Source organism: Ralstonia psammae (assembly GCF_958405935.1).
Classification (GTDB): Bacteria; Pseudomonadota; Gammaproteobacteria; order Burkholderiales; family Burkholderiaceae; genus Ralstonia; species Ralstonia psammae.
This window is the reverse complement of record NZ_CATZBU010000022.1, coordinates 13737-36391: the sequence shown is the minus strand read 5'-3', so window position 1 is coordinate 36391 and position 22655 is coordinate 13737. Positions and strand designations below refer to the sequence as shown.

18 protein-coding genes, 1 pseudogene and 1 riboswitch are annotated in these 22655 nt (G+C 64.5%); of the genes and pseudogenes, 16 read left to right on the top strand and 3 right to left on the bottom strand.

The genetic code is table 11. The features are described 5' to 3' along the window. Window positions 1-102: 102 nt before the first annotated feature. Window positions 103-414 (top strand): annotated as a pseudogene (locus tag R2N16_RS24185) (integrase core domain-containing protein); the annotation flags it as partial. Window positions 415-963: 549 nt separating this feature from the next. On the opposite strand, the gene mprA reads toward R2N16_RS24185, so the two are convergent. After that, entirely contained in the window at window positions 964-2913 is a 1950-nt protein-coding gene (gene mprA, locus R2N16_RS24180; protein ID WP_316669369.1) for an MprA protease, GlyGly-CTERM protein-sorting domain-containing form, read from the bottom strand. Between the two features lie 200 nt (window positions 2914-3113). Here mprA and R2N16_RS24175 point away from each other — a divergent pair, with 200 nt between their 5' ends. Beyond that, window positions 3114-3347, top strand: coding sequence for a hypothetical protein (locus R2N16_RS24175; RefSeq protein ID WP_428984164.1), 234 nt, complete (start codon window positions 3114-3116; stop codon window positions 3345-3347). Window positions 3348-3420: 73 nt separating this feature from the next. Here R2N16_RS24175 and R2N16_RS24170 read toward each other — a convergent pair whose 3' ends face one another. Then, window positions 3421-3573, bottom strand: a complete 153-nt coding sequence (locus R2N16_RS24170; protein ID WP_316669367.1) for a hypothetical protein — start codon at window positions 3571-3573, stop codon at window positions 3421-3423. A gap of 30 nt (window positions 3574-3603) precedes the next feature. Further along, a complete protein-coding gene (locus R2N16_RS24165) occupies window positions 3604-4776 on the bottom strand; it encodes a DUF4382 domain-containing protein (protein WP_316669365.1) in 1173 nt (390 codons plus the stop codon). 379 nt (window positions 4777-5155) lie between these two features. Continuing rightward, window positions 5156-5336: riboswitch (cobalamin riboswitch) on the top strand. Between the two features lie 97 nt (window positions 5337-5433). On the opposite strand from R2N16_RS24165, the gene R2N16_RS24160 reads away from it, so the two are divergent. The 14 genes from R2N16_RS24160 (at window position 5434) to cobO (ending at window position 22655) form a co-directional block, all read left to right on the top strand. After that, window positions 5434-6495: a HoxN/HupN/NixA family nickel/cobalt transporter gene (locus R2N16_RS24160; RefSeq protein WP_316669363.1), complete on the top strand. Its 1062-nt coding sequence runs from the start codon at window positions 5434-5436 to the stop codon at window positions 6493-6495. Further along, window positions 6492-6821, top strand: a complete 330-nt coding sequence (locus tag R2N16_RS24155) for a (2Fe-2S) ferredoxin domain-containing protein (RefSeq protein ID WP_124382152.1) — start codon at window positions 6492-6494, stop codon at window positions 6819-6821. The genes R2N16_RS24160 and R2N16_RS24155 overlap by 4 nt, the downstream gene beginning before the upstream one ends. A gap of 167 nt (window positions 6822-6988) precedes the next feature. Further along, a complete protein-coding gene (locus R2N16_RS24150) occupies window positions 6989-10939 on the top strand; it encodes a cobaltochelatase subunit CobN (protein ID WP_428984163.1) in 3951 nt (1316 codons plus the stop codon). Beyond that, window positions 10936-12876, top strand: coding sequence for a putative cobaltochelatase (locus R2N16_RS24145; RefSeq protein ID WP_316669358.1), 1941 nt, complete (start codon window positions 10936-10938; stop codon window positions 12874-12876). Before R2N16_RS24150 ends, R2N16_RS24145 begins: the two co-directional genes overlap by 4 nt. Continuing rightward, window positions 12873-13628: a uroporphyrinogen-III C-methyltransferase gene (cobA, locus tag R2N16_RS24140; RefSeq protein WP_316669356.1), complete on the top strand. Its 756-nt coding sequence runs from the start codon at window positions 12873-12875 to the stop codon at window positions 13626-13628. The genes R2N16_RS24145 and cobA overlap by 4 nt, the downstream gene beginning before the upstream one ends. Before the next feature lie 9 nt (window positions 13629-13637). Then, a complete protein-coding gene (locus R2N16_RS24135; RefSeq protein ID WP_124382148.1) occupies window positions 13638-14345 on the top strand; it encodes a cobalt-precorrin-7 (C(5))-methyltransferase in 708 nt (235 codons plus the stop codon). Then, entirely contained in the window at window positions 14342-15922 is a 1581-nt protein-coding gene (locus R2N16_RS24130) for a precorrin-8X methylmutase (protein ID WP_316669352.1), read from the top strand. The genes R2N16_RS24135 and R2N16_RS24130 overlap by 4 nt, the downstream gene beginning before the upstream one ends. Further along, window positions 15919-17058, top strand: a complete 1140-nt coding sequence (gene cbiD / locus R2N16_RS24125; protein ID WP_316669351.1) for a cobalt-precorrin-5B (C(1))-methyltransferase CbiD — start codon at window positions 15919-15921, stop codon at window positions 17056-17058. The genes R2N16_RS24130 and cbiD overlap by 4 nt, the downstream gene beginning before the upstream one ends. Continuing rightward, on the top strand, window positions 17055-17786 hold the full coding sequence (gene cobI, locus R2N16_RS24120) for a precorrin-2 C(20)-methyltransferase (protein ID WP_316669349.1): 732 nt from the start codon (window positions 17055-17057) through the stop codon (window positions 17784-17786). Before cbiD ends, cobI begins: the two co-directional genes overlap by 4 nt. Further along, window positions 17783-18592, top strand: coding sequence for a precorrin-4 C(11)-methyltransferase (gene cobM / locus R2N16_RS24115; RefSeq protein WP_316669347.1), 810 nt, complete (start codon window positions 17783-17785; stop codon window positions 18590-18592). The genes cobI and cobM overlap by 4 nt, the downstream gene beginning before the upstream one ends. After that, a complete protein-coding gene (locus R2N16_RS24110) occupies window positions 18589-19359 on the top strand; it encodes a cobalamin biosynthesis protein (protein WP_316669344.1) in 771 nt (256 codons plus the stop codon). Before cobM ends, R2N16_RS24110 begins: the two co-directional genes overlap by 4 nt. Window positions 19360-19366: 7 nt before the next feature. Further along, window positions 19367-20917 (top strand): precorrin-3B C(17)-methyltransferase, encoded by a 1551-nt coding sequence (cobJ, locus tag R2N16_RS24105; protein WP_316669342.1) that lies wholly within the window; start codon window positions 19367-19369, stop codon window positions 20915-20917. Then, entirely contained in the window at window positions 20914-22026 is a 1113-nt protein-coding gene (locus R2N16_RS24100; protein ID WP_316669340.1) for a CobW family GTP-binding protein, read from the top strand. The genes cobJ and R2N16_RS24100 overlap by 4 nt, the downstream gene beginning before the upstream one ends. A 26-nt stretch (window positions 22027-22052) precedes the next feature. Beyond that, complete coding sequence (gene cobO, locus R2N16_RS24095) at window positions 22053-22655, top strand: cob(I)yrinic acid a,c-diamide adenosyltransferase (RefSeq protein ID WP_316669338.1); 603 nt, start codon at window positions 22053-22055, stop codon at window positions 22653-22655.

The window sequence follows — 22655 nt, the reverse complement described above, 5'->3', positions numbered from 1 at the left end:
GCAGACCACGGAAAACGCTTGGTTGGAAGACGCCGGCCGAAGTATTGAACGAGCATCTAATATCTGCATGACAACCCGGTGTTGCGACGACCGGTTGAATCCGCCCAATACCTGTCCATTCGCTACACAGAGCAGCTGGCCGAGGCCGGAATTGAGCCCTCGGTCGGCAGCCGTGGCGACAGCTACGACAACGCACTGGCCGAAACCATCAACGGGCTGTACAAGGCCGAGTTGATTCACCGGCGGGCGCCCTGGAAGTCCAGGGAATCCGTGGAGCTCGCCACGCTGCAATGGGTGCACAGGTTCAACCACATCCGACTGCTTGAGCCCATCGGATACATCCCACCGGCTGAAGCTGAGGCAAACTACTGGCGGCAGCTTGCCAGCGAGGCCGCTGAAGCGGTCTCAACTTAAACCAACCGGCCTCCTCAAAAGCCGGGGCGATTCACCTTCTGAGCGTTTGCGGCTGCAAAGCGAAGAAGCACACCCAGGTCGTCTCGATCATGTGCGTCATCCGCGATTAAGAGCAGTGGGCCGTCCCCCAGACGCTCGAGGTGCTTCGTCCTCAGCTCCTCCGTTTGCGAGACAAACCGAATCTGCCAGCTAGGTTTATTGCGCGCCAGCCGCGTAACAACTTCGCACAGTAGACGGGTCTTGCCATATCCGGGTCGCCGGTGTAGTTGCCGTAGTGATGCTGGCACCTGGAGGCCAAGCGCTGCAGCCGTTTTTGAGCCGCCTGCTGCAGCTACTGTAGTTCTGCAGCAGAGGCCGGGTTTCCGGCCCATGTGAGCGCTTACGTAATGCGGCTCAAGAATCACTCCGGAAAGTTTCAAATTCAGTGACTCGAACCCCGGATAGTTCCAAGTTAAGTGAACCAGGAGTTCCAAGTTCGCTGAATAACGAGTAGGCAAATGGCTATATCTCGCGGTCCGACGGTTCCCGATTCAGTGAATCTCGATACCATCAAGCTTTCGCCGCGTCCCGCCGGCGCTGCGTGAATGCTGCCGCCCCCGCCACCACGAGCAACACGGAGAACGGCAGGCTCACCGTGCCACCTCCGCCGCTGCCAGAAGAAGGGCTTGCCGTGGTGCCGGTCGAAGTTCCCGTCGAGGGGGAGCCTGTTGACGTAGGAGCGGCTGCCGCCACGTTTAAGGTGACGCTGTCTGTGGCGGACGTCCCGGCGCTATTCGTGAGCGTGACGTTGAAGCTGTAAGTCCCTCGGCTCGGTGGCGTGAAGACACCATTGATGGCCCCGTTGGTGTCAGGGCCACTCGATGTCACTGCCACCGTCGCACCGGCGGTTTGCGTCCAGGTCACGCTAGCGACGGTATTGCCGAAGCCTGGTCCACCAACCGCCGACAACGTTACTGCGGCATTCGCGGTTGCGCCAGCGGCAGGGGTAGCGGCATGCAAGGTCGGCTTGCCTTGCGTCTGCAACAGCGCGGAGACGCCGTCCAGCATGCCACTGCCACACGTACCCGCGTGCGCGGCGCAGTAAGTGCCGGCTGGGAACGGTCTGGACGATTGCTTGAGCAGCGTCGCCACCTGGTCCGGCGTAAGAGTCGGCACGAGCGACAGCATCAAGGCGGCCACGCCCGAGACATGCGGCGTCGCGAACGATGTGCCCGCGCCGAGCGCATAGGCATCGGTGGTTGGACCCTGCGTTCCGCTATTGGACAGCGATGGGATCAAGTTGCCAGTGCCAGACAACACGGTACCGTGCCCACCACCCGGCGCGCTGAGTGTCGTCTCCGCCCCGACGTTGGCATAGGATGCTCTATCTCCGTCGATGGTGTGCGCCGTCACGGCAATCACGCCCGCGCAGTTCGCCGGCGAATCTACCGGGCCGGCTTCATTGCCCGTCGCCACGATCACGCTTGCCCCCAACGCTCGTACCGCATTGACTGCGGCTTGTTCCGCGGAGGTGCAACTCCCTATGCCGCCCAGGCTCAGATTGAGAACCTTGGCCGGATTCGTGTTGACCGGAACGTTCTGCACTACACCACCGGCGGCCCAAGTCATCGCATCGATGATGTCGGAGCTGACGCCCCCGCACTTGCCCAGTGCGCGCGCCATTAGCACCCCGGTTGCAGGTGCGATCCCCGCGATACCAATCGTGTTCTGCTGCGCGGCAATCAGGCCTGTGACGAACGTCCCGTGCCAGTCGCTGTTGACGGCCGCGCCGCAAAACGTTGGGTAGTTTGCCGCGTCGGAACTGCTGACCCAGTTGCCCGGATCGGAAGGGTCCGGGTCACGCCCCGGTTCTGTCGGATCGTTCTCAACGAAATGGAGAGGAATCGACAATCCGGTTTGCGGATCCGGCGTGCCAGTCATGGCGGTGCTGCTGACAAAGTCGTAGCCAGTGCGGATGGCAGCTCCAGAGAGATCCACATGGGTCGCAATCAGGCCAGTATCGACTATCCCCACCGTCACCAGGCCCGAGCCCTTGGTGGTACTCCAGGCACCAGCGATGTTGGCCCCACCGGCCGAAGTACTCGGCGGCATCAAGTTCCATTGCTGGCTGAAGAGTGGATCCGTAACCACGGCTGCGGGGCGCATCTTGCGGTCGGGCGAAACATATTCGAACTGTCCGCTTGCCTCCATGCGGCTGGCGACGACCAGCGCATCGTCAAGCAACATCGCTTTGGGCAGCACGACCACATGCGCACCGGTTGACATCGGCCGCTTGTACCCAAGAGGCAGCTGCGCAGCGCTCGCCCAACGTTGGGTTGCAGCCGCCACGTCCAGGGTGCCGGCCGCATTCGCTCCACGCTCCTTAACGATCAACTGTGAAACCCACTGCGGTTCCACCGCAGCTTGTGATTGATCCGTTGCCCGGGCGGATAACACGGGCAACAAAGCACATGCGGTCAGTACTACAAAACTGAGTTGTTTGTGTTTCATGGTCGACATTGAGAAATGAGGACATCCAGAATCTTCATTTCGGCGACTTCGAAGGAAACTTGACAGCCGATACACCGACGTTCGTTGCCCACACGCGTACATGTGCGCACCTCTGCGAGACGACGTTACGTTTTGTTGCACCGGCGCTTCACTTGCATCACGCGTGCTCCATAAAATCGACTTGCCATTACGAAACACAGGAGGCGTGTATGACCAAAACCCAGTGGCTCGTAGTAAGTGTCATGGCCGCGCTTTGCGCGACCTCGGTTCCGGCGTTTGCCAGGGGCGGTGGCGCATCGATGGGACACATCCGCAGCCAGGGCATCACCAACTCCAACGGCCCCGACTCGGCTGATCGGGACAAGGGCCGCGCCCGTGCAGCAGATCGCGCGCACGAGCATGGGAAGTCGCGGAAGCACATGCATTCGGGCAAGTCAAAGTAACTGCTGGCTGGATCATTGAAAAAAAGGCCGGTCCTCGCGACCGGCCTTTTTCTTTCTGCGCGCAACTATACCGTCAGCAATTGCCTTTCTTGGCCTGGCCCGGCGGGCAGAAGCCATTGCCCGGACCGCCTTGCGGTACCGCGACCACGCCCGCATCCGGAACGTAGACCGCACACCCGCCCAGCAGTGACATGCCCAAAGAAAAGATCAACAGAAGGTGCTTCATGGCTATGAGATGCCGATGCGGCGTTGGTTGTCAGAAACTGAAGTTGATGCCAGTCTGATTGCCGGCCGCAACATTAGCCGGCGCGGTTTGGACGACGCCTGTCGAACTGGTGGCCTGAATCGTGTAAGCGCCGGCGGTGCCTGCTGGCGCCAGTGCAATTGGCAGCGTGGTGCTGTACGTTCCGGCCACCGGCGTGGCGGCCGGCAGATTCATGCTGTAGGCGCCCGTCGTGAGATCGGCATTGGCCGAGGTGATTTCGTACGACGCCGAGCCGACCGTCTGCAGCGCGACCAGCGACGCCTGTGCCGCGGCGGTGGCCGTGCCGGAGGCCGTACGGGTCACCGATGCCGACAGCGTAATCGGCTGGGTCGAGGTGGAAACCGTGGTGGTCGCACTCGCGGTCACGGGCACCGCGCGGATGACGCCCGTAGCGTGTCCGCCCGCCGGGTTGTTGTCGACGATCACGACATCGTAGTTACCGTTGGTCGAACTCTGCACGAGCGGCGACAGGGTGAACTTCCCGGTCGAATCTGCCACGGTGCCCTTGATCACGACGCCGTTCTGCTCCGCATAGACGGTGGCGCCAGTCTGGCCGGGCGCGACAAAGCCGGTGATTGCGCCACTCACCACGGCCGTGGTCGCGGTGACCACCGGTTTGAGCAGGTAGTTGCCGTTGCCCTGGGTGACGATCGACTTGCAGGCGTTGAAGTCCAGCACCAGATCCACCAGCGTGTTGGCTTGCACCGTGAAGGGCTGGATGATTTTGTAGCCGCTCTGTGTAGCGCTGGGGGTGGACAGCGGTTGCTCGGTGCCGCCAGTGGGCACGACCGAATTGGCCAGCGTATTGCCTTGGTTCGCGGCAAGCACCAGCCGAATCTGCTGGTACTGCCCAGCCGGCAGCGGCGCGCTGCCCAAATCGCTCAGAACACCGTTGGTCAGGGAGAGAAGATCGATCTTCTGCGGTGTCTGCAGCGTGATGTCCGTCCAGCCGCCATCGGCATCCGCCGCAGTCGAACTGGCGTTGACGCGCACTTTGTTGACGGTGACGTAGACGTGGTCGTAACCGCACGACGGTGCATCGGTCATCGAAACCTGGAGAGTGCCATTGCTGGTGGTGGCGCTGCCGCCATCGCCACCACCACACGCGACGGTAAGCAAGGAAGCCGGAACGGCCAGCAGCAAGCCTTTAAGAGATGGATTCACGAGGTGTCTCCTGGATAGGGAAGGTGCCGGCAGCTTAACGCCGCCAAATAACCGCACTCTGCACAAATTGCAACTACATGTAACCCCATCGAGCAGTCATGCGTCGCGGCATTTGTTGCTAAAGACCGTATGCAAGCTTGGTTATGCGATGCGGTGGCGAGTCCGTCACTACCTCATTTCTAGTAATTTCTGACGACAACGTTTGGGATTGCAAACTAGTCGCCGACGTTGCCCGCATCCCACATCCCGCACTCGCGTGCGCTGATCGCCCCCTCCGCACTCGGATGATCAACGCTGGGTTGGAAGCAGGCGACGCTACCAAGCACTGCGCTCGCTATGCGCCATGTCAATGTTCACATGCCCAGTCTCATCGCGTATGATCCGGGCGACGAATGATGGTGCCCAATTAGAGGGTGAAACGGGAACACGGTATGAAGCCGTGGCTGCCCCCGCAACTGTAGGTGACGAGCCCGCATCAAATGCCACCGGAAACTTCCCGGGAAGGCGATGCAAGGCGATGACGCGCGAGCCAGGAGACCGGCCATCATCTCTTGTCGACGTGGGTTGAAGCCGGGCGGGGTGTACCGGGGGATACGTAAAAGCAGCCTGGCTGTTTTGTCCTGACTCGCGGCGATGCACTTTGCAAAGGGCCTCTTGATGGCATCGCCGCTCGCGCACCGTCCCGCCGCACCGCGCCGGACGCCGGTCAGCCTGCTTCTCGCGCTGATCGCAATCAATGTGCTTGTCTGGGCTTGGGCAATCGTCGCGTTTGCTGGGCAGCCCGCCCTGCTCGGTACCGCTCTGCTCGCCTATCTGTTCGGCCTGCGCCACGCGGTCGACGCCGACCACATCGCCGCGATCGACAACGTGGTACGCAAGCTGGTGCAGCAGGGCCAGCGCCCGTTCTCGGTTGGCTTCTTCTTCTCGACCGGCCATTCGACGCTGATCGCACTGGCTGTGTTCGTCCTTGTCGCATCCAGCTCCGCCATGGAAAGCCGCCTGGGCGTGTTCAAGGAAGCCGGCGCGGGATTCTCGACGGCCATCTCGGCCCTCTTCCTGCTCGCGATTGCGATGACCAACCTCTTCATCCTTAGCGGCGTCTGGAAGCAATTCGTCCGCATCAGGAATGGCGAACCCGTCTGCGCTGAAGACATGGACATGCTGATGGCCGGCAATGGCGTACTGGCGCGGCTATTCCGTCCGATGTTCCGGCTGGTGACCAAGAGCTGGCACATGTTCCCGCTTGGTTTCCTGTTCGGCCTCGGGTTCGACACCGCAACCGAGATCGGACTATTTTCACTCTCGGCCGCCCAGCCACACCAGGGTGTGCCGTTCTTGTCCGTGATGGTATTCCCGGCCCTGTTCACCGCCGGCATGGCCCTGGTGGACACGGTCGACAGCATCCTGATGGTTGGCGCCTACGGCTGGGCCTTCATCAACCCGATGCGCAAGATCTGGTACAACTTCACGATCACGTTGACATCAGCACTGATGGCACTCGTGATCGGCACCATCGAGGCACTGGGTCTGCTGGCCAGCCGCCTGAATCTGACCGAAGGGCCTTGGGTGTGGGTGTTCCGCCTCAACGAGAGGCTGGCGGAGTTTGGCTATGTGGCGATCGGTCTGCTCGTCCTGAGTTGGGCCGTCTCGGCCGGCATCTACAAATGGAAGGGCTACGATAGCCTGCCCGCGTCAACGCTAGAGGGTAGCCCGCAATGAGATGCCACGACAAACACGTACTGATGTGCACTGGCCCGCGCTGCACAGAGAACGGTGCCACGGCTGAGGAGATGTTCAGGCTACTTGGCCAGGCCATCGACGCGTGCGATGGGCTGCGGGCCAAGCGAACCCGCACCCACTGCTTTGCTGTCTGCAAACAGGGGCCGATCATGGCGGTGTATCCGGACGGCGTCTGGTATCGCAATGTGGATGCCACAGCCATCCGCCGCATCGTCAGCGAGCACCTGTCGGGCGGCTGCCCCGTAGAGCCGCTGGTCTTTCATCGCCTGGGCGTTGGTGACATCGAGCCGGAGGCCGCGTCGTGACAGGCATCACCGCGCCTCGCATCGTATTGCTCAGCCATGCCGGCACCGACCTGACCGCGCTGGCTCGTGCCCGTGCCACGCTTCCCGATGACTTTGTCGCGGTGGATGCAGTGAACCTGCAGACCATCGACAGCGCCGAACGCATGGACGCGCTAATCGCGTCCACTTTGCCCGAAGCGCGCGTCGTGGTGGTGCGGCTGCTCGGCCGTGCGCATGACGTGCCGGGCTTTGACGCGCTATGCAAGGCCGCGCGGATACGCAGCCAGGCGCTGATCGTTGTCAGCGGCACAGGAGAACCGGACCCCGAACTGGCAGCGCTCTGCAACGTGTCTCCGGCCTTGCAGCATGAGGTCACCGCCTACCTCCAGGCCGGCGGCGTCGGCAATATGGCGCAGCTATTGCGCTACTTGTCTGACCGTCTGTTGATGACCGGTTTTGGCTACCAATCGCCGGCCGCCCTTCCCGAACACGGGATCTACCACCCCGCACTGTCGGCACACGCGACCCTGAGCGATTGGGCAACGATCCGCAACTCGCAGTGGCCGACCGTCGGCATCACCTTCTACCGGGCGCACTGGCTGAGCGGCAACACCCGCTTCATTGATGTGCTGGTCGACATGCTGGCCCAACGGGGCCTGAACGCGCTGCCGGTCTACACCGCCTCCCTGCGTACGCTGGATGCATCCGGCTTGCCAGCCGCACTGGCGCTGTTTGTTGCCGATGCTGCCTGCAGCATCGACGCGCTGATCAATACCACGTCGTTCGCCATGGGTGATGTCAACGCGGATGGCCCCACCCTGCCCGGCTGGTCGGTATCTGCGCTCGGGCATTTCGATATCCCGGTGATCCAGGCCATCACCAGCAGCATGACCCGGGCGCAGTGGGAGGCATCCGAACGAGGCCTCAACCCGCTCGATACCGCAATGAACGTGGCCCTGCCGGAGTTCGACGGACGGATCATCAGCGTGCCGGTGTCATTCAAGAGCGAACAGGACGAAACACATTACGAGCCGCTGCCCGACCGGATGCGGCGCGTGGCCGGCATCGCCGCACGTCAGGTGGCATTGCGCCGTACACCGGCGGCACACAAGCGTGTCGCCTTCATCTTCACCAATTCCAACAGCAAGGCCTCGCAGATTGGCAACGCAGTCGGACTCGATGCGCCGGCATCGTTGTTCGCGCTGCTGCACGCCATGCGGGCCCAGGGTTACAACATCGAGGGCCTGCCGGAATCCAGCGATGCGCTCATCCACGACCTGATCGATCGTGGCGCGTATGACGAGAGCTATCTGAGAACGGATCAGCTTCGACGCGCCGTGGCCGCCGTTCCGGCGGCGCGCTACGCAGAATGGTTTGAACAACTGCCAGCCGCGCTTCAGCACAAGATGCGGGAGCGCTGGGGCGAGCCCCCGGGCAGCGCCTACGTGCACGAGGGCAATCTGGTGTTCGCCGGGCTCGAGTTCGGCAATGCCTTTGTCGCGCTGCAGCCACCGCGCGGTTACGGCATGGACCCGGACGCGATCTATCACACGCCAGACCTGCCGCCCACGCATCACTACTATGCGTTGTATCGCTGGCTGCGCGACGACTGGCAAGCCGACGCCCTCGTCCATGTCGGCAAGCATGGCACGCTGGAATGGCTGCCAGGCAAAGGCATCGGCGTATCGGAACAGTGCTTTCCGGATGCGCTGCTGGGCGACCTGCCGATGCTCTACCCGTTCATCCTGAATGATCCGGGCGAGGGCTCCCAGGCTAAGCGCCGGGCCCACTCGGTCATCGTCGACCACCTCACCCCGCCGATGACCACCGCTGACACCTACGGACCGCTGGCGCAGTTGACGCAACTGGTTGACGAGTACTACCAGGTCGAAATGCTGGACCCCGCGAAACTTCCCCTGTTGCAACAACAGATCTGGGATCTGATCAAGGAAGCGCGCCTCGATACCGATCTCGCGGCGATGCTGGGTCACGACCATCATGGCGATCATGACCACCAGGATCATCAGGGGCACGCCCACGGTCACGAGCACCATCACCATCACGCGCCTGTCCGTGCGCAACAAACCATTGCCACCGGTTACCGCCCGCTGCAGACTGCTAAGAAGGCCACCGCTTCGACCTACCGGCCGATATCGCCCGGGAATAAGGGGCACCGCCACGGCAGTCATGACCATCACCATCATGGGCACGGTCATCATGCTCACGACCATGGTCATGGTGTCGACCATCCCCATCATGAGGACCACCACCACGAGTGGGATGCCACACTGAACCAGGATGGCGTGCCGCGATCGCTAGCCAGGATGGAAGGCGTTGACGTCGCTCACTTGATCGAGGACATCGACGGCTATCTGTGCGAACTGGGCGCGGCGCAGATACGTGACGGACTGCATGTTCTCGGCAAGATACCGGCGGATGCCGCACTGATCGACATGGTGTGCGCGCTGGTGCGCCTGCCTAACCTGGCGATCCCCGGCCTGCCGGCGGGCGTGGCCGCCGCGCTCGGCATCGGCTGGACCACGCTGCAGGATGAAAAAGGCCGGCGGCTAGACACGGTACCGGCCGCGCTCCAGCGGTTCGCTGATCGCGCTCTCGTCACCCGCGCTGACGCAGTCGATGCAATTACCGCCATCGGCCGCCGGCTGGTGGCCGGACTGGCTGACTGCAACTTCGATGCGGCCTCGGTTGACACAGTACTGGCCCAGGCGCTGCCCGGCTTGGCCGGCACCGAAGGCATTCGAGACACCCTTGCCTATGTCTGCCGCGAACTGGTGCCGAACCTTGCGCGCACCTCGGAAGAAATCGACAACCTGATCAAGGGTCTTGCCGGCTGCTATGTGCCTGCCGGACCAAGCGGAGCACCGACACGCGGCATGGCGCACGTGCTGCCGACCGGGCGCAACTTCTATTCAGTCGACCCGCGCAGCCTGCCCTCGCAAGCGGCCTGGCGGATCGGCACCGGACTGGCCAACGAGGTACTGGCCCGTCATCACAAGGAAACCGGCAAGTTGCCCGAGTCGGTCAGTATCAGCGTGTGGGGCACCAGCGCCATGCGCACCCACGGCGATGACATTGCGCAGGTTCTCGCGCTGCTGGGGGTGCGCCCGCGCTGGCAAGCCGAGAGCCGACGCGTGGTCGGCGTTGAGGTGATCTCGCTGGCTGAGCTTGGTCGGCCGCGGATCGACGTGACGGTGCGCATCAGCGGATTTTTCCGCGATGCCTTCCCGCATCTGATCCAACTGCTGGATGAAGCGGTGCACACAGTGGCCAGGCTGGACGAGCCGCCTGAGCAGAACTTCCTGCGCAAGCACTATCTGACCGATCTCGAGAACCAGTTGTTCAGCCGCCTGCCGCCAGCGGTCGCTGGGCAGCGTGCGCTGTACCGCGTGTTCGGTTCCAAGCCTGGCACCTATGGCGCCGGCATTCTGCCGCTGATCAACGAGCAGAACTGGCAGGAGGACGCCGACTTCGCCACCGCCTACATCAACTGGGGCGGCTACGCCTATGGCCGCAGCGACCATGGAACCGATGCCCGTGCCGACTTCGGACACCGTCTGTCCAGTGTCGAAGTAGCCCTGCACAACCAGGACAACCGCGAGCACGATATCTTCGACAGCGACGACTACCTGCAGTACCACGGCGGCATGATCGCCACCATCCGCAGCCTGACCGGCCGCCAGCCGCGCCACTACTTCGGCGACACCCATAACCCGGACAATCCGGCAGTACGTGGGCTCAAGGAAGAAGTCCTGCGCGTCTTCCGCTCGCGGGTTGCCAATCCCAAATGGATTGCCGGCATCCAGAAGCACGGTTACAAGGGCGGCTTGGAGCTGACGGCCACGGTGGATTACCTGTTCGGCTACGATGCCACCGCCCATGTCGTGGACGACTGGGTGTACGAGCAACTGGCCGAAACCTATGCCTTTTCCCCGGCAATGCAGCAGTTTTTTGCCGAAAGCAATCCTTGGGCGCTCAAGGCCATCACCGAACGGCTGCTCGAAGCAGCGCAGCGCCGGCTGTGGGCCGAGCCCAGGCCGGAAACCCTGTCGGCACTGCAAGCGCTGCATCTGAGCAGCGAAGCCATGCTCGAAGCACGCGGGGAGACGCAGAAGCGATGAGAGTCCACTACCCGTTCGCCGCCATCGTCGGCCAGGAACAACTGAAGCGCGCGCTGCTGCTGTGTGCGATCGACCCGACCCTGGGCGGCGCGCTGATCCGTGGCGACAAGGGCACCGCCAAGAGCACGGCCGCACGCGGCCTCACCGACGTGCTGCCACCGATCACCCGCGTGGCAGGCTGCGCGTTCAACTGCGAACCCGAGGCACCGCTGGCCGAATGTGACGCCTGCCAAAGCAAGGACCGCCACGCCGCCAGCGCGCCGGTCCCCTTCGTCAACCTGCCGCTCGGTGCCACGGAGGACCGGGTGCTCGGCAGCCTCGACTTCGAGCGCGCGCTGAAGGATGGCAAGAAAACATTCCAGCCCGGCCTGCTTGCCGCCGCGCACCGTGGCCTGTTGTACGTCGATGAGGTCAACCTCCTGGCCGACCATCTGGTCGACGTGCTGCTCGACGTGTCGGCCATGGGCCGCAACACGGTGGAGCGCGAGGGCCTCGCGATCAGCCACCCGGCCCGCGTCACCCTGCTGGGCACCATGAACCTGGAAGAAGGCGAGCTGCGCCCGCAGTTGCTGGACCGCTTTGGCATGATGATCGAGGTGAGCGCGCCGCGCGACCCTGCGATCCGTGCCGAAGTGGTGCGCCGCCGCCTCGCCTTCGAAGCCGACCCGGCCGGCTTCATCGCCACCTGGCAGCCAGAGACCGATGCCCTGCGGGCGACAATTCAGGCCGCCCAGCAGCAGGTTGCCAGCGTCGTGCTTCCCGACTCGCTGCTCGCCTTCATCAGCCAACTCTGCTGCGAGTTCGAGGTCGCCAGCCTGCGCGCGGATATCGTGATGCACAAGGCAGCACGTGCACTTGCCGCGCTCAGCGGCCGGCCCGTAGTCAGCACTGAAGACGTGCGCGACGCGGCCGAACTGGTGCTGCCGCACCGCCGCCGCCGTAAGCCATTTGAGCAGAGCGGTTTGGATCGGGAACGTCTGGATGCCCTGACGCAGCAGCAAGCCGCCATCCCTCCACAATCGGATGCGGGTAGCGGGCCAGACAACAGCACAACGGAACCCGCGCCTGCCGACAGCGGCGCCAGGGACGACGATTGCGATGACGAAGCGATGCCATCCGGCGGCGCGCCGGAGCAGTTGTTCGCGCCTGTCACGGCTGGTGAAGTCGGCCGCATCGATGTGGCTGCACTGCGGGCGCACGAGGCCAGCGGCCGGCGCAGCCATGTTGCCGGCACACGGCGCGGCCAGTACGTCAGCGCCGTGCAGAGCGAAGCACCGAGCCAGCTCGCAGTGGACGCCACGCTGCGTCACGCGCTGCTGCGCGACCCGACGGATTTCTCTGTCACCCGCGCCGATCTGCATGCCAAAGTGCGTGTGGGCCAACAGGCCAACCTGATCCTGTTGGTGGTGGACGCCTCTGGCTCGATGGCGGCGCACCGCCGCATGGAGACGGTCAAGTCCTGCGTGCTTGGCCTGTTGCAAGATGCCTACCAGCGCCGTGATCAGGTCGCGGTCATTTGCTTTCGTGGCGAGCACGCCGAACTGGTGCTGCCGCCAACCCGCCAGGTCGAGCAGGCCGAGGCTGCCTTGCGCGAGTTGCCAACCGGTGGCCGCACGCCGCTCGCGCATGCGCTGCAACTGGCGGCGTCCACGCTGGCGCGGCAGGATGGGCCTACGCCTCTGTTGGTGGTGCTCAGCGACGGGCGCGCCAACATTGCGCTGAACGAGGGCGCCGACCCATGGAAGGAATCGCTGCAGGTTGCAGAAGGCCTGGCCGCGCGCGGCATACCGGCGCTGGTTCTCGACACGGAACAGGATTTCGTACGGCTTGGCCGCGCCCGTGAACTTGCCAAGGCGCTGCACGCAGATTACCTGCCGATGGACCAGTTGAGTGGCGAGCAATTGAGACTCACCGTTCAGGAGAGGCTGCCGCAATGAGCGCCCCAGGCAAGGTATACCTCATCGGCGCGGGCCCAGGCGATGTGGAGCTGTTGACGCTGAAGGCTGTACGCCGGCTGGAGCGTGCCGACGTGGTACTGATTGACGACCTCGCCAACCCGGAGGTGCTGCAGTTCGTGCCGAAGGATGCCCAGGTGATCCATGTCGGGAAGCGCGGCGGTTGTGCGTCCACCGCGCAAGCTGACATCGAGCGCCGTATGCTTGACGAAGCGCTGGCTGGCCGCTGCGTGGCCCGCGTCAAAGGCGGCGACCCGTTCGTCTTCGCCCGCGGCGGTGAAGAGATGCAGACCCTGCTTGCCGCCGGCATCGAGGTGGAAGTGGTCAACGGCATCACCGCCGGCCTCGCGGTGCCGGCAACGCTCGGTATCCCGCTCACGCACCGCGATCATGTCCATGGCGCGATCTTTGTCTCCGGTCACTCCCACAAGGGCGATGGGCCCGACTGGCAACTGCTCGCCCGCAGCGGTATGACGCTGGTGATCTACATGGGCATGGCTCACCTTTCTCACATCAGCACGCAATTGCAACAGGCGCTGCCGCCCGACACGCCGGCGGCAGCCATCCAGCATGGCACCCGGTCTGAACAGCGGCAGGTCTTGAGCACGCTCGCACGCCTGGCCGACGATGTGGCGGCAGCCAGCCTGGGCAGCCCGGCGCTGCTGGTGATCGGCCCAACTGTCGGTCTTGCCAGACCCTTGTCGGGCGCCTCGCTCGATTACACGCAAACATAAGGACGCCCCATGATCATCTGCATCGGTGCCGGCCCCGGCGACATCGGCTACCTGCCGCAACGCTCGGCCGAGTTGATCCGCAACGCCGACGTTGTTGCCGGCTTCAATGCCGTGGTCAACGTTGTCCAGACCCTGATCCCCGCAACCGCAGAAGTCGTCCAGATGGGCTACCGCGACCAGGTCGCCCAGCTCGACAAAGTGGCAAAGCTGCACCACGCCGGAAAGAAGTGCGTGGTCGTGTTCATGGGCGACATCCACTTCAGCGGCTTCCAGTATCTGGAACGGGTCGAACGGGCCTGCGGGCATCCGGTCGATACCATCCCCGGCATTTCTTCCGCGCAAATCCTGGCCTCGCGCGCCAAGGTATGCTTTGACGAAACCACCTTCATCACCTTCCACCGCCGCGGCGACCTGACACCGTTCAAGCGCCACCTCGTGCACGTGCTCGAAGACCAACGCAACGCCATCGTGATCCCCTGTCCGTGGGACGAAGCGCGCTCTTTCATGCCCTGGCATATCGCCGCCTATCTGCTGGAAAACGGCATCCCGGCCGGGCAGCCGGTGGAGGTGTGGGAACACCTCACGCGAGGCGATGCGCAATGGCGCGGAACCCTGGCCGAGTGCGTGGATCAGCGTTTTTCCGACATGAGCATCATGCTGATCCGCACGCTGAACCCGATCCCGAGCCAGATCGAACCGCCACCGGAGGGGCGATGAGCACCGCGGCCGATTACGCCATCGTCCTGGCCGGACATGGCAGCCGCGATCCGGACGGCGTCAATGAATTCACGGCGCTGGTCGAGCTGTTGCGCGAGCGCGCCGGCGGCCGCACCGTTGCGCACGGCTTCCTGGAGTTCGCCACGCCAACGCTCGACCAGGCGGTCAACGCCGTCATTGCCGATGGCGCACGGCGTGTGGTGATGGTGCCTGGCGTGCTGCTTGCCGCCACCCATGCCAAGAACGACATGCCGAGCGAATTGCTCGCGCTTCAGCAGGCGCATCCCGGCATCGACTTCCATTTTGGTGCGGCGATGGATCTGCACCCCAAGCTGCTGCAGCTGTGCCGCGAGCGCGTCATCCAGGCCGAAGGGCGTTCCGATAAGACGGTGGCACGCGACGACACCTGCCTGGTTGTCGTCGGGCGCGGTACCTCGGACCCCGACGCCAACTCCGAGATCGCCAAGCTGACGCGCATGCTGGAGGAAGGCCTCGGCTTCGGCACCTCGTTCGTCTGCTATTCCGGCACCGCCCGGCCGCTGGTGGCCGACGGCCTGAAGGCGGCGGCACTGCTGGGCCACAAGCGAATTGTCGTGCTGCCCTACTTTCTGTTTGACGGCGTGCTGGTCAAGCGCATCTACGCCGCGGCGGACGATCTGGCCGCGCGCAACCCCGGCATCGAGGTGCTCAAGGCCGGCTACCTCGGCGCGCACCCGCACGTGGCCGATGTGTTTCTGGAGCGCGCGGCCGAAGGCGTTGAAGGCCGTGCCACCATGAATTGCGCGCTGTGCAAGTACCGGGTGCAGATCATTGGCTTCGAGGAGCAGGTCGGCACGCCGCAGCAGGCCCACCACGGCCTGGTGCGTGGTCTGCTGGGCCGCGAGGATGCCCGCGATGGGGCCGCTGCACCGCAAGTTGCCGAATGGCCGGCCTACGTGCCACACCCGATCGAAGCCGAAAGCATGCGCATCATCGACGAAGGGCGTGACTGGAGCGGCGTGCCTGCCGATCACCAGATCGTGCTCAAGCGCCTGGTGCATACGAGCGGTGACTTCGATATCGTCGATGACTTGTACTTCTCGCCCGGCGCAGTGGAGACGGGTATTCGGGCGCTATTGCGCTGCCGCCGCATCGTTGCCGATGTGACCATGGTGCAGAGCGGGCTCAAACGCGCGGTGCTCGATCAACTGGGCGTGCAGACGTGGTGCGGTGTGCATGACGAGGAAACCCAATTGCTGGCCGAGGCGCACGGCATCACGCGTTCCGCCGCCGGCATCCGGCGCGCGTGGCAGAAATTCGGCAATGACGTCGTTGTCGCGATCGGCGATGCGCCGACTGCGATCATGGAGCTGGTGCGGCTGGTGCGCGAACACGGCTGGCGCCCGCAGTTGGTGGTCGGTCTGCCGGTCGGATTCGTCGGCACGCGCGAATGCAAGGATGAATTGCGCCGGTTGCTGCAAGTGCCGCGCATCACCAACCGCGGCACGCGCGGTGGCTCACCATGGGCGGCGTCGGCCGTCAACGCGCTCATGATCGCCGCCATCGATCAGGTCTATCGCCAGAACCAGATGCAGTGACCAGCGATCCGCTCCGCCGCCCCTTCGACCTCGCGTCGTTGGCCCCCAATGGCCTGCGCCGTGGGCGCACGACCGGAAGTTGTGCCACGGCCGCGGTCAAGGCTGCGCTGATGCTGATGCTGCGCGGCGAGGTGGTCAGCGAGGTCGAGGTCAGCCTGCCGGATCCGGACTACTACCTGGTGGTGCCGGTGATGAACGTGGAACGACTGGCGAGCGGCGCAGTACGCGCCGAGGTCAAAAAGGACGGCGGCGACGACCCCGACAACACCGACGGCGCGACGATCTTTGCCGAGGTGACGGTCAATCACTGTGGCGAGATCCGCTTTCTCGCAGCCGAGGGCGTCGGCACCGTGACCCAGCCCGGCCTGCGCGTGCCGCCAGGGGAAGCGGCGATCAACCCAGTGCCGCGGCAAATGATGCGGATGGCAGTCAGCGAAGTCCTGAACGGCGCGGCCAATCCCGGATTCGATCTGGCCATCGGTTGCGTCAACGGCGAGAAGATTGCCAAGCGCACCTTCAACCCGGTGCTCGGGATCATCGGTGGCATTTCGATCCTCGGCACCAGCGGCATCGTCGAGCCGATGTCACTCGCGGCATGGATGGCGTCGATCGAGGTCTACATCCGAGTCGCCCTGGGTGAACAGCCGGAGGCCATCGCCTTTACCCCCGGCAAGATCGGCCGCAAATTTGCCACCGACACCCTGGCGTTGCCGAAGAAACAGGTGGTGCAGATCGCCAACTTCATCGGCGCGTCCCTCGACTACACCCAGGCGGCGCTGGACGAGACGCAAGCGCGCCTGGGAACGTTGTGGGTGCTCGGGCATCCCGGCAAGCTCGCCAAACTGCTGGCGGGCGTGTGGGACACGCACTCGAGCAAAAGCGGCATGGCGATGCACGCCGTCGCTGCCGTGGCGGTTGAACTCGGCTTCGCCAGCGAGCTCGTTGAATTGATAAAGAAAGCCAACACCGTGGAAAACATCGTAGAGATCTTGCGAGACAAGCCGGGCGCCCAGGCGTTCTGGACGGACATTGAACGACGGCTGGCCGCCTTGATGCAACCCAAGGTACCCCGCGTCGACCGCGTGGCAGTGCGGCTCTTCGCCATGGATGGCACACCGCTGGGAGAAGTCGCGTGAGCGCGCCCGGCCATTTCGTCGGCGTGGGTGTCGGCCCTGGCCCTGCAGGGCTGATTCCGGTCGCCGCACTGGCCGCGCTGCACAGCGCCGACCTCATCTATTTGCCGCGCGCACGCGGCAGCGAAACCTCGGTCGCGCGCCAGTGCCTAACCGGCTTGGCGATTCCGGAGGCCAAATTCCGCGAGATCGAGTTCCAGATGGATCCGGACCGCAGCGTGCTGTCTGCGCACTATGGTGATCTGGCCGACGCTGTCGCCGCCGAACTGCGCCAGGGGCGCAATGTCGCGTACCTGACGATCGGCGATGCGATGACGTATTCGACCTACGGCTACCTGCTCGCCGCCCTGCGCGACCGGCTACCTGAGTTACATCACACCACCTTCCCCGGCGTCACCAGCTTTGCCGCGACCGCGTCAGCGCTGTCATGGCCACTCGGCGAGGGCAAGGAACGCATCCTGATCTTGCCTTGCCCCGATGACATGGCCGCCCTGCGCGCCGACATCGAGACCCACGACATCGTCATCCTGATGAAGATCGGTGCGCGCCTGCCGGCCGTACTGCAGTTGCTGAACGCGCTCGACATTGCCAGGCACTGCGCCTTCGCGCGCCGCATTGGCCTGCCCGGCGAGGTGCTGTGCAACGACGTGTCGCACTTGGACGCCGACGCAAGCGGCTACCTCGCCACCATGCTGATCCGCCGCACCGCCAGAGAGAAACGTCACGTATGAAGGTCTATTTCATTGGCGCCGGCCCCGGCGCAGCCGACCTGATCACGCTGCGCGGCAGCCGCATCCTCGGCAATGTGCCGATGGTGTTGTATGCGGGTTCGCTGGTGCCAGCCGAGATGCTGCAACACTGCCGGCCAGAAGCCGAAAAGTTCGATACCGCAGAATTGTCGCTCGATGAGCAGGAAGCGCTCTATCGCCGCGCCCAGCTTGAGGACAAGGACGTGGCGCGGCTCCATTCCGGCGACCCGTCCATCTACGGCGCCACCGCGGAGCAGATGCGCCGGCTGGAGAAGCTCGGCATCGCTTACGAGATCATCCCCGGCGTATCGTCGTTTACGGCCGCCGCCGCAGCCCTTGGCAGTGAATTGACCCGGCCGCTGGTATCGCAGTCGGTCATCCTGACGCGGGTGTCGGGCCGCGCATCGGCGGTGCCGGAGCTCGAGTCGGTCCTGCGCTTTGCGGAACACCAAGCAACCATGTGCATCTTCCTGTCAGGCCAACGCCTGAAGCAAACCGTTGCCGACCTGCTGGTGCATTACCCGGCCGACACACCGGTGGCGCTGGTGCGGCGCGCAAGCTGGCCGGATCAGGCCATCCATCGCAGCACGCTGGGGGCGCTGATGGGCGAAGTGGAGAACAAGGACTGGTTGCTCACCACGCTGCTGCTGGTCGGTCAGGCGCTCTCGCGCGAAGGCGGGGTGGAATCCAGCCTCTACGCAGCGGACTTCACGCACATCTTCCGCGATGGCAGCGACCGCAAGACACGGCGCCCGCGCAAGCGTGCAACGGCGAAGGACCCGGCATGAAACCGATCGCGGTCTGGCCGATACGCTGCGACGCGCTCCCGCTTGGGCAGCGGCTGGCCGCAGCGCTGGATGCGGACCTGTACCAGCCGTGGCTGCATGCGGACGAGACACCGCGCGACCAGTTCCGCCGCCAGTTCCGGCTGCACCGTCAGTGGGTCGTGGTGATGGCAAGCGGCATTGCCGTGCGCTACCTCGACGGCCTGCCGGAGAGCAAGCACCACGACCCGGCCGTGGTCGTGCTCGACGAGGCCGCCCGCTTTGCCATCCCGCTATTGAGCGGGCACGAGGGCGGCGCCAACGCGCTTGCCTACGCGGTTGCCAGGCTGACCGGCGCCACGCCGGTGGTCACCACGGCAACGGAAGCGCTCCGGCCACTGACGCTCGGCATCGGCTGCCGGCGCGGCAAGTCCACCAATGCGATTGAGCAGGCGGTGATGCAGGCGCTGGGTCAACGCGCAATGGCTGAAGTGCGCGAGGTTGCGACGGTCGACATCAAGGCCGACGAGCCGGGGCTGCTCGATTTCTGCACCCGCCATCAACTGCTCTTGCGCGTGATCGCGCGGGCCGACATTGCCGCGCGTGCGTGGGTGGGCCAGCCGTCCGCCTGGGTGCGCGAGCAGGTTGGCGTCGACGGGGTGTGCGAGCCTTGCGCGCTTATTGCCAGCCCGCGCGGCCGGATGATCGTGCCCAAGACCGTGCTCGATGGCGTCACCGTCGCCATCGTCGAAGACCGGATGACACACATTGAACAGAATGAACAAGACTGACCCAACCATGACCGGCAAACTCTATCTGGTCTCCGTCGGCCCGGGGTCCCGCGAGCTGATCCCGCCGATGGCGAAAGCCGCGCTGGAAGCCAGCGAGGTGATCGTCGCCTACGACCTTTACCTGACCTGGATCCAGCCCTGGATTACCGGCAAGGAGATCCACACGCTGCCGCTGACACAGGAGCGCGACCGCGCCCAGCTCGCCATCGCGCAGGCCCGGGCCGGCAAGACAGTGGCACTCATCTCCAGCGGCGACATCGGCATTTACGCCATGGCTGCGCTGGCATTCGAGGACATGGCCGAAGACGACCACTACGCGGTGCAACTGATCCCGGGGATTACCTCGGCCAATGCCTGCGCGTCCCTGCTCGGCTCGCCGCTGTCGCACGACTTCGCCACGCTGAGCCTGTCGGATTTGCTCTGCCCGTGGGAGTGGATCGAATCGCGCGCGCGCCACATCGCGCAGGCCGACCTGGCCGCTGTCTTCTACAACGTGCAGAGCAAGCAGCGCCAGGATGGCGTCTACCGCATCCTTGACATCATGCTCGAGCACAAGCGCGGCGAGACGCTATGCGGCATCGTGCGCAACGCTTACCGCGAAGACCAGGCCGTCGACATCCTGACGCTGGCCGAGCTGCGCACGCGCCGCTTCGACATGCTGACCACCCTGGTGATCGGCAACCGCTTCACCCGGCGCAAACGCGGCTGGATCTATACCCCGCGCGGTTACGGAAACTGGGATGACGCGCCGGACACCGTCACCGCTGCCAGCCTGCCTGCCGGGGCGGTCTGGGTATTCTCCGGCACCAGCGACGGCAATGCACTGGCGCAGGAGATCGGCGCGGCGGGCCACGCCATTGTGGTATCGAGCGCCAGCGAATACGGAGCTGAGCTGGCCGGCAAACAGTGCCCCGGTGCCGCAGTCATCGCCGGCCGCCTCGGCATCGAGCGTCGGCGCGAGTTGCTGCGTGGGAGCCAGGCATCTGCCATCGTCGACGCCACCCACCCGTATGCCACCGAGATCTCGCCGCAGCTGATTGCGCTCGCACGGGAACTCGCCCTGCCCTACCTGCGCTACGAACGCCCGCGCGCCATGGGCGAGCAGCCGGCCCGGCATGTAGCTTCGATGGAAGATGCCGCACAACTGGCGATGCAGCTTGGCCAGCGGATCTTCCTCGCCACGGGCTCCAAGGACCTTGCGAGCTTCGTCCAGGCGGATGACGCGGATGGGGCGTCAGCGCACCAGTGGTTCGCGCGTCTGGCGCCGGACCCACAGCACCTGCAACGCGCGATCGACGCCGGCCTCCCGCGCTCGCACCTGGTCGCCATGCAGGGGCCGTTCTCGCAGATGGCCAATGAGACCTTGTGGCGCGACTGGCAAATCGACTGCGTGGTCACCAAGGATTCGGGCGACGCCGGCGGCTACCAGGCCAAGGCTGCTGCCGCTGCTGCGCTTGGCATCCCGCTGATCGTTGTCGATCGCCCCGCCATCGACTATCCGGCCATCAACTCCGATTTTGCCGGTGTTCTGGACGCGTTGCGGAGGTTGCCAGCATGAGCCAGCCACGCATTCCGGTGACCGTCATCACCGGTTTTCTTGGGGCCGGCAAGACCACGCTGCTGTCGAACCTGATGCGCGACAGCAGGCAACGCCGCCTCGCGATCCTGGTCAACGAGTTTGGCGAGGTCTCGATTGACGGCGCACTGCTGCGCGGCGAAGGTGGCGAGGTCGAAATCCACGACCTCTCCAACGGCCTGGTCGCCTATGACGACGACGAAGACTTCTTGCCGACGATGCAGGCGCTATGGCAACGCCGCGGCCTGATCGACCATGTGCTGATTGAAACCTCCGGCCTGGCGCTGCCGAGCGCCGTGATGGCGCAGTTGCAGGGAGAGGCGCTCGCGCCCTATTTCGTGCTCGACGCGACGCTGGCGGTTGTCGACACCCCGCTTCTGCTGGCAGGCGGTTTCGGCCAGGCCACCGCAAGTGCGGACCAGGCCCTTGGGCAATCGGTCGCGAGCCTGTTCGAGCAGCAACTGGCCAACGCCGATATCGTCGTGCTCAACAAGATCGATACCCTCGGTGATGACACCTTGTTGGAAGCCGAAGCGCGCGTGCGCGAACTCGCGCCCTCGATCCGCTTTATCGAACTGGCCTACAAGGCAAAGCTCGACACACGTTTGACGCTGGGCCTGCACCTGCACGAGCCGGCCAATGCCGGGCACCGTCACTTCGGACCTGTCGCCAGCATGCCGGGGCTGAAGATGCGTCCGCTCGCGAACCAACGCCTGCTCGATGGACACAGCCACGGCAGCCTGGGCGCACACAGCCATGGCCTGGCCACGCACAAGCATTTCCATGAGCAGGATCCGGGCTGGTTGTCGTTCATGATCCGCAGCACAGACGCGCAGGACCCGCAGACGCTGCGCGAAGCCATCGCCGCTATCGCGTGCAGCGAACCGCTTCTGCGCATCAAGGGCTTCGCGCCGCCGCGTGACGGCGGCGGCAGGCTCATCATCCAGGGCGTGCGTAGCCGGATCGAATTGCGAACGGAACCTGACGCTGCACCGGCGCGGCACGCGCAACTCGTCTTCATCGGGTATCACCCGAGCCGCACGCGCGTCGTCGAGCAGTTGAGCCAATTGACGCGCACGACATGGCGTTGAGTGAACGACAAGGGAAAACATCCATCATGCAAACGGACCCGGCCGCACACCAGCGGATGACAGAACGGCGCAAGGCCGGCTTCGAAAAGAAGAAGGCCGCCGCCACCCTGGAGAAGGGCCTGCTGATCGTCAACACCGGCACCGGCAAAGGCAAGAGCAGCGCAGCCTTTGGCATGGGGCTGCGCGTGGTTGGTCATGGCATGCGACTCGGTGTCGTTCAGTTCATCAAGGGCGCATTGCATACCGCCGAGCGCGATCTCCTGGGCGGTTTTCCCAACTGCGACTTCCTGACGATGGGCGACGGCTACACCTGGAACACCCAGGATCGTGACGCGGATATCGCAACGGCCCGCAAGGGCTGGGCCGAGGCATGCCGCATGATTGGCAGCGGCGCGTACGACATGGTGATCCTGGACGAGCTGAACATTGTGCTCAAGTATGACTACCTCCCGCTGGCAGAAGTGCTGGCCGTCTTCGCGGCGCGCCCACCTGCCCTGCACGTGGTGGTCACCGGCCGGCATGCGCCAGAGGCGCTCATCGAGGCAGCCGATCTCGCCACCGAAATGCGTCTGGTCAAGCACCCGTATCGCGAGCAAGGGGTGAAGGCGCAGCAAGGCGTGGAGTACTAG

Excerpts from the sequence above, each read along its gene's own strand:
- mprA (WP_316669369.1), bottom strand. The coding sequence starts at position 2,913 with ATGTCGACCATGAAACACAAACAACTCAGTTTTGTAGTACTGACCGCA.
- R2N16_RS24175 (WP_428984164.1), top strand. The coding sequence starts at position 3,114 with ATGACCAAAACCCAGTGGCTCGTAGTAAGTGTCATGGCCGCGCTTTGC.
- R2N16_RS24170 (WP_316669367.1), bottom strand. The coding sequence starts at position 3,573 with ATGAAGCACCTTCTGTTGATCTTTTCTTTGGGCATGTCACTGCTGGGC.
- R2N16_RS24160 (WP_316669363.1), top strand. The coding sequence starts at position 5,434 with ATGGCATCGCCGCTCGCGCACCGTCCCGCCGCACCGCGCCGGACGCCG.
- R2N16_RS24155 (WP_124382152.1), top strand. The coding sequence starts at position 6,492 with ATGAGATGCCACGACAAACACGTACTGATGTGCACTGGCCCGCGCTGC.
- R2N16_RS24145 (WP_316669358.1), top strand. The coding sequence starts at position 10,936 with ATGAGAGTCCACTACCCGTTCGCCGCCATCGTCGGCCAGGAACAACTG.
- cobA (WP_316669356.1), top strand. The coding sequence starts at position 12,873 with ATGAGCGCCCCAGGCAAGGTATACCTCATCGGCGCGGGCCCAGGCGAT.
- R2N16_RS24135 (WP_124382148.1), top strand. The coding sequence starts at position 13,638 with ATGATCATCTGCATCGGTGCCGGCCCCGGCGACATCGGCTACCTGCCG.
- R2N16_RS24130 (WP_316669352.1), top strand. The coding sequence starts at position 14,342 with ATGAGCACCGCGGCCGATTACGCCATCGTCCTGGCCGGACATGGCAGC.
- cobM (WP_316669347.1), top strand. The coding sequence starts at position 17,783 with ATGAAGGTCTATTTCATTGGCGCCGGCCCCGGCGCAGCCGACCTGATC.
- R2N16_RS24110 (WP_316669344.1), top strand. The coding sequence starts at position 18,589 with ATGAAACCGATCGCGGTCTGGCCGATACGCTGCGACGCGCTCCCGCTT.
- cobJ (WP_316669342.1), top strand. The coding sequence starts at position 19,367 with ATGACCGGCAAACTCTATCTGGTCTCCGTCGGCCCGGGGTCCCGCGAG.
- R2N16_RS24100 (WP_316669340.1), top strand. The coding sequence starts at position 20,914 with ATGAGCCAGCCACGCATTCCGGTGACCGTCATCACCGGTTTTCTTGGG.
- cobO (WP_316669338.1), top strand. The coding sequence starts at position 22,053 with ATGCAAACGGACCCGGCCGCACACCAGCGGATGACAGAACGGCGCAAG.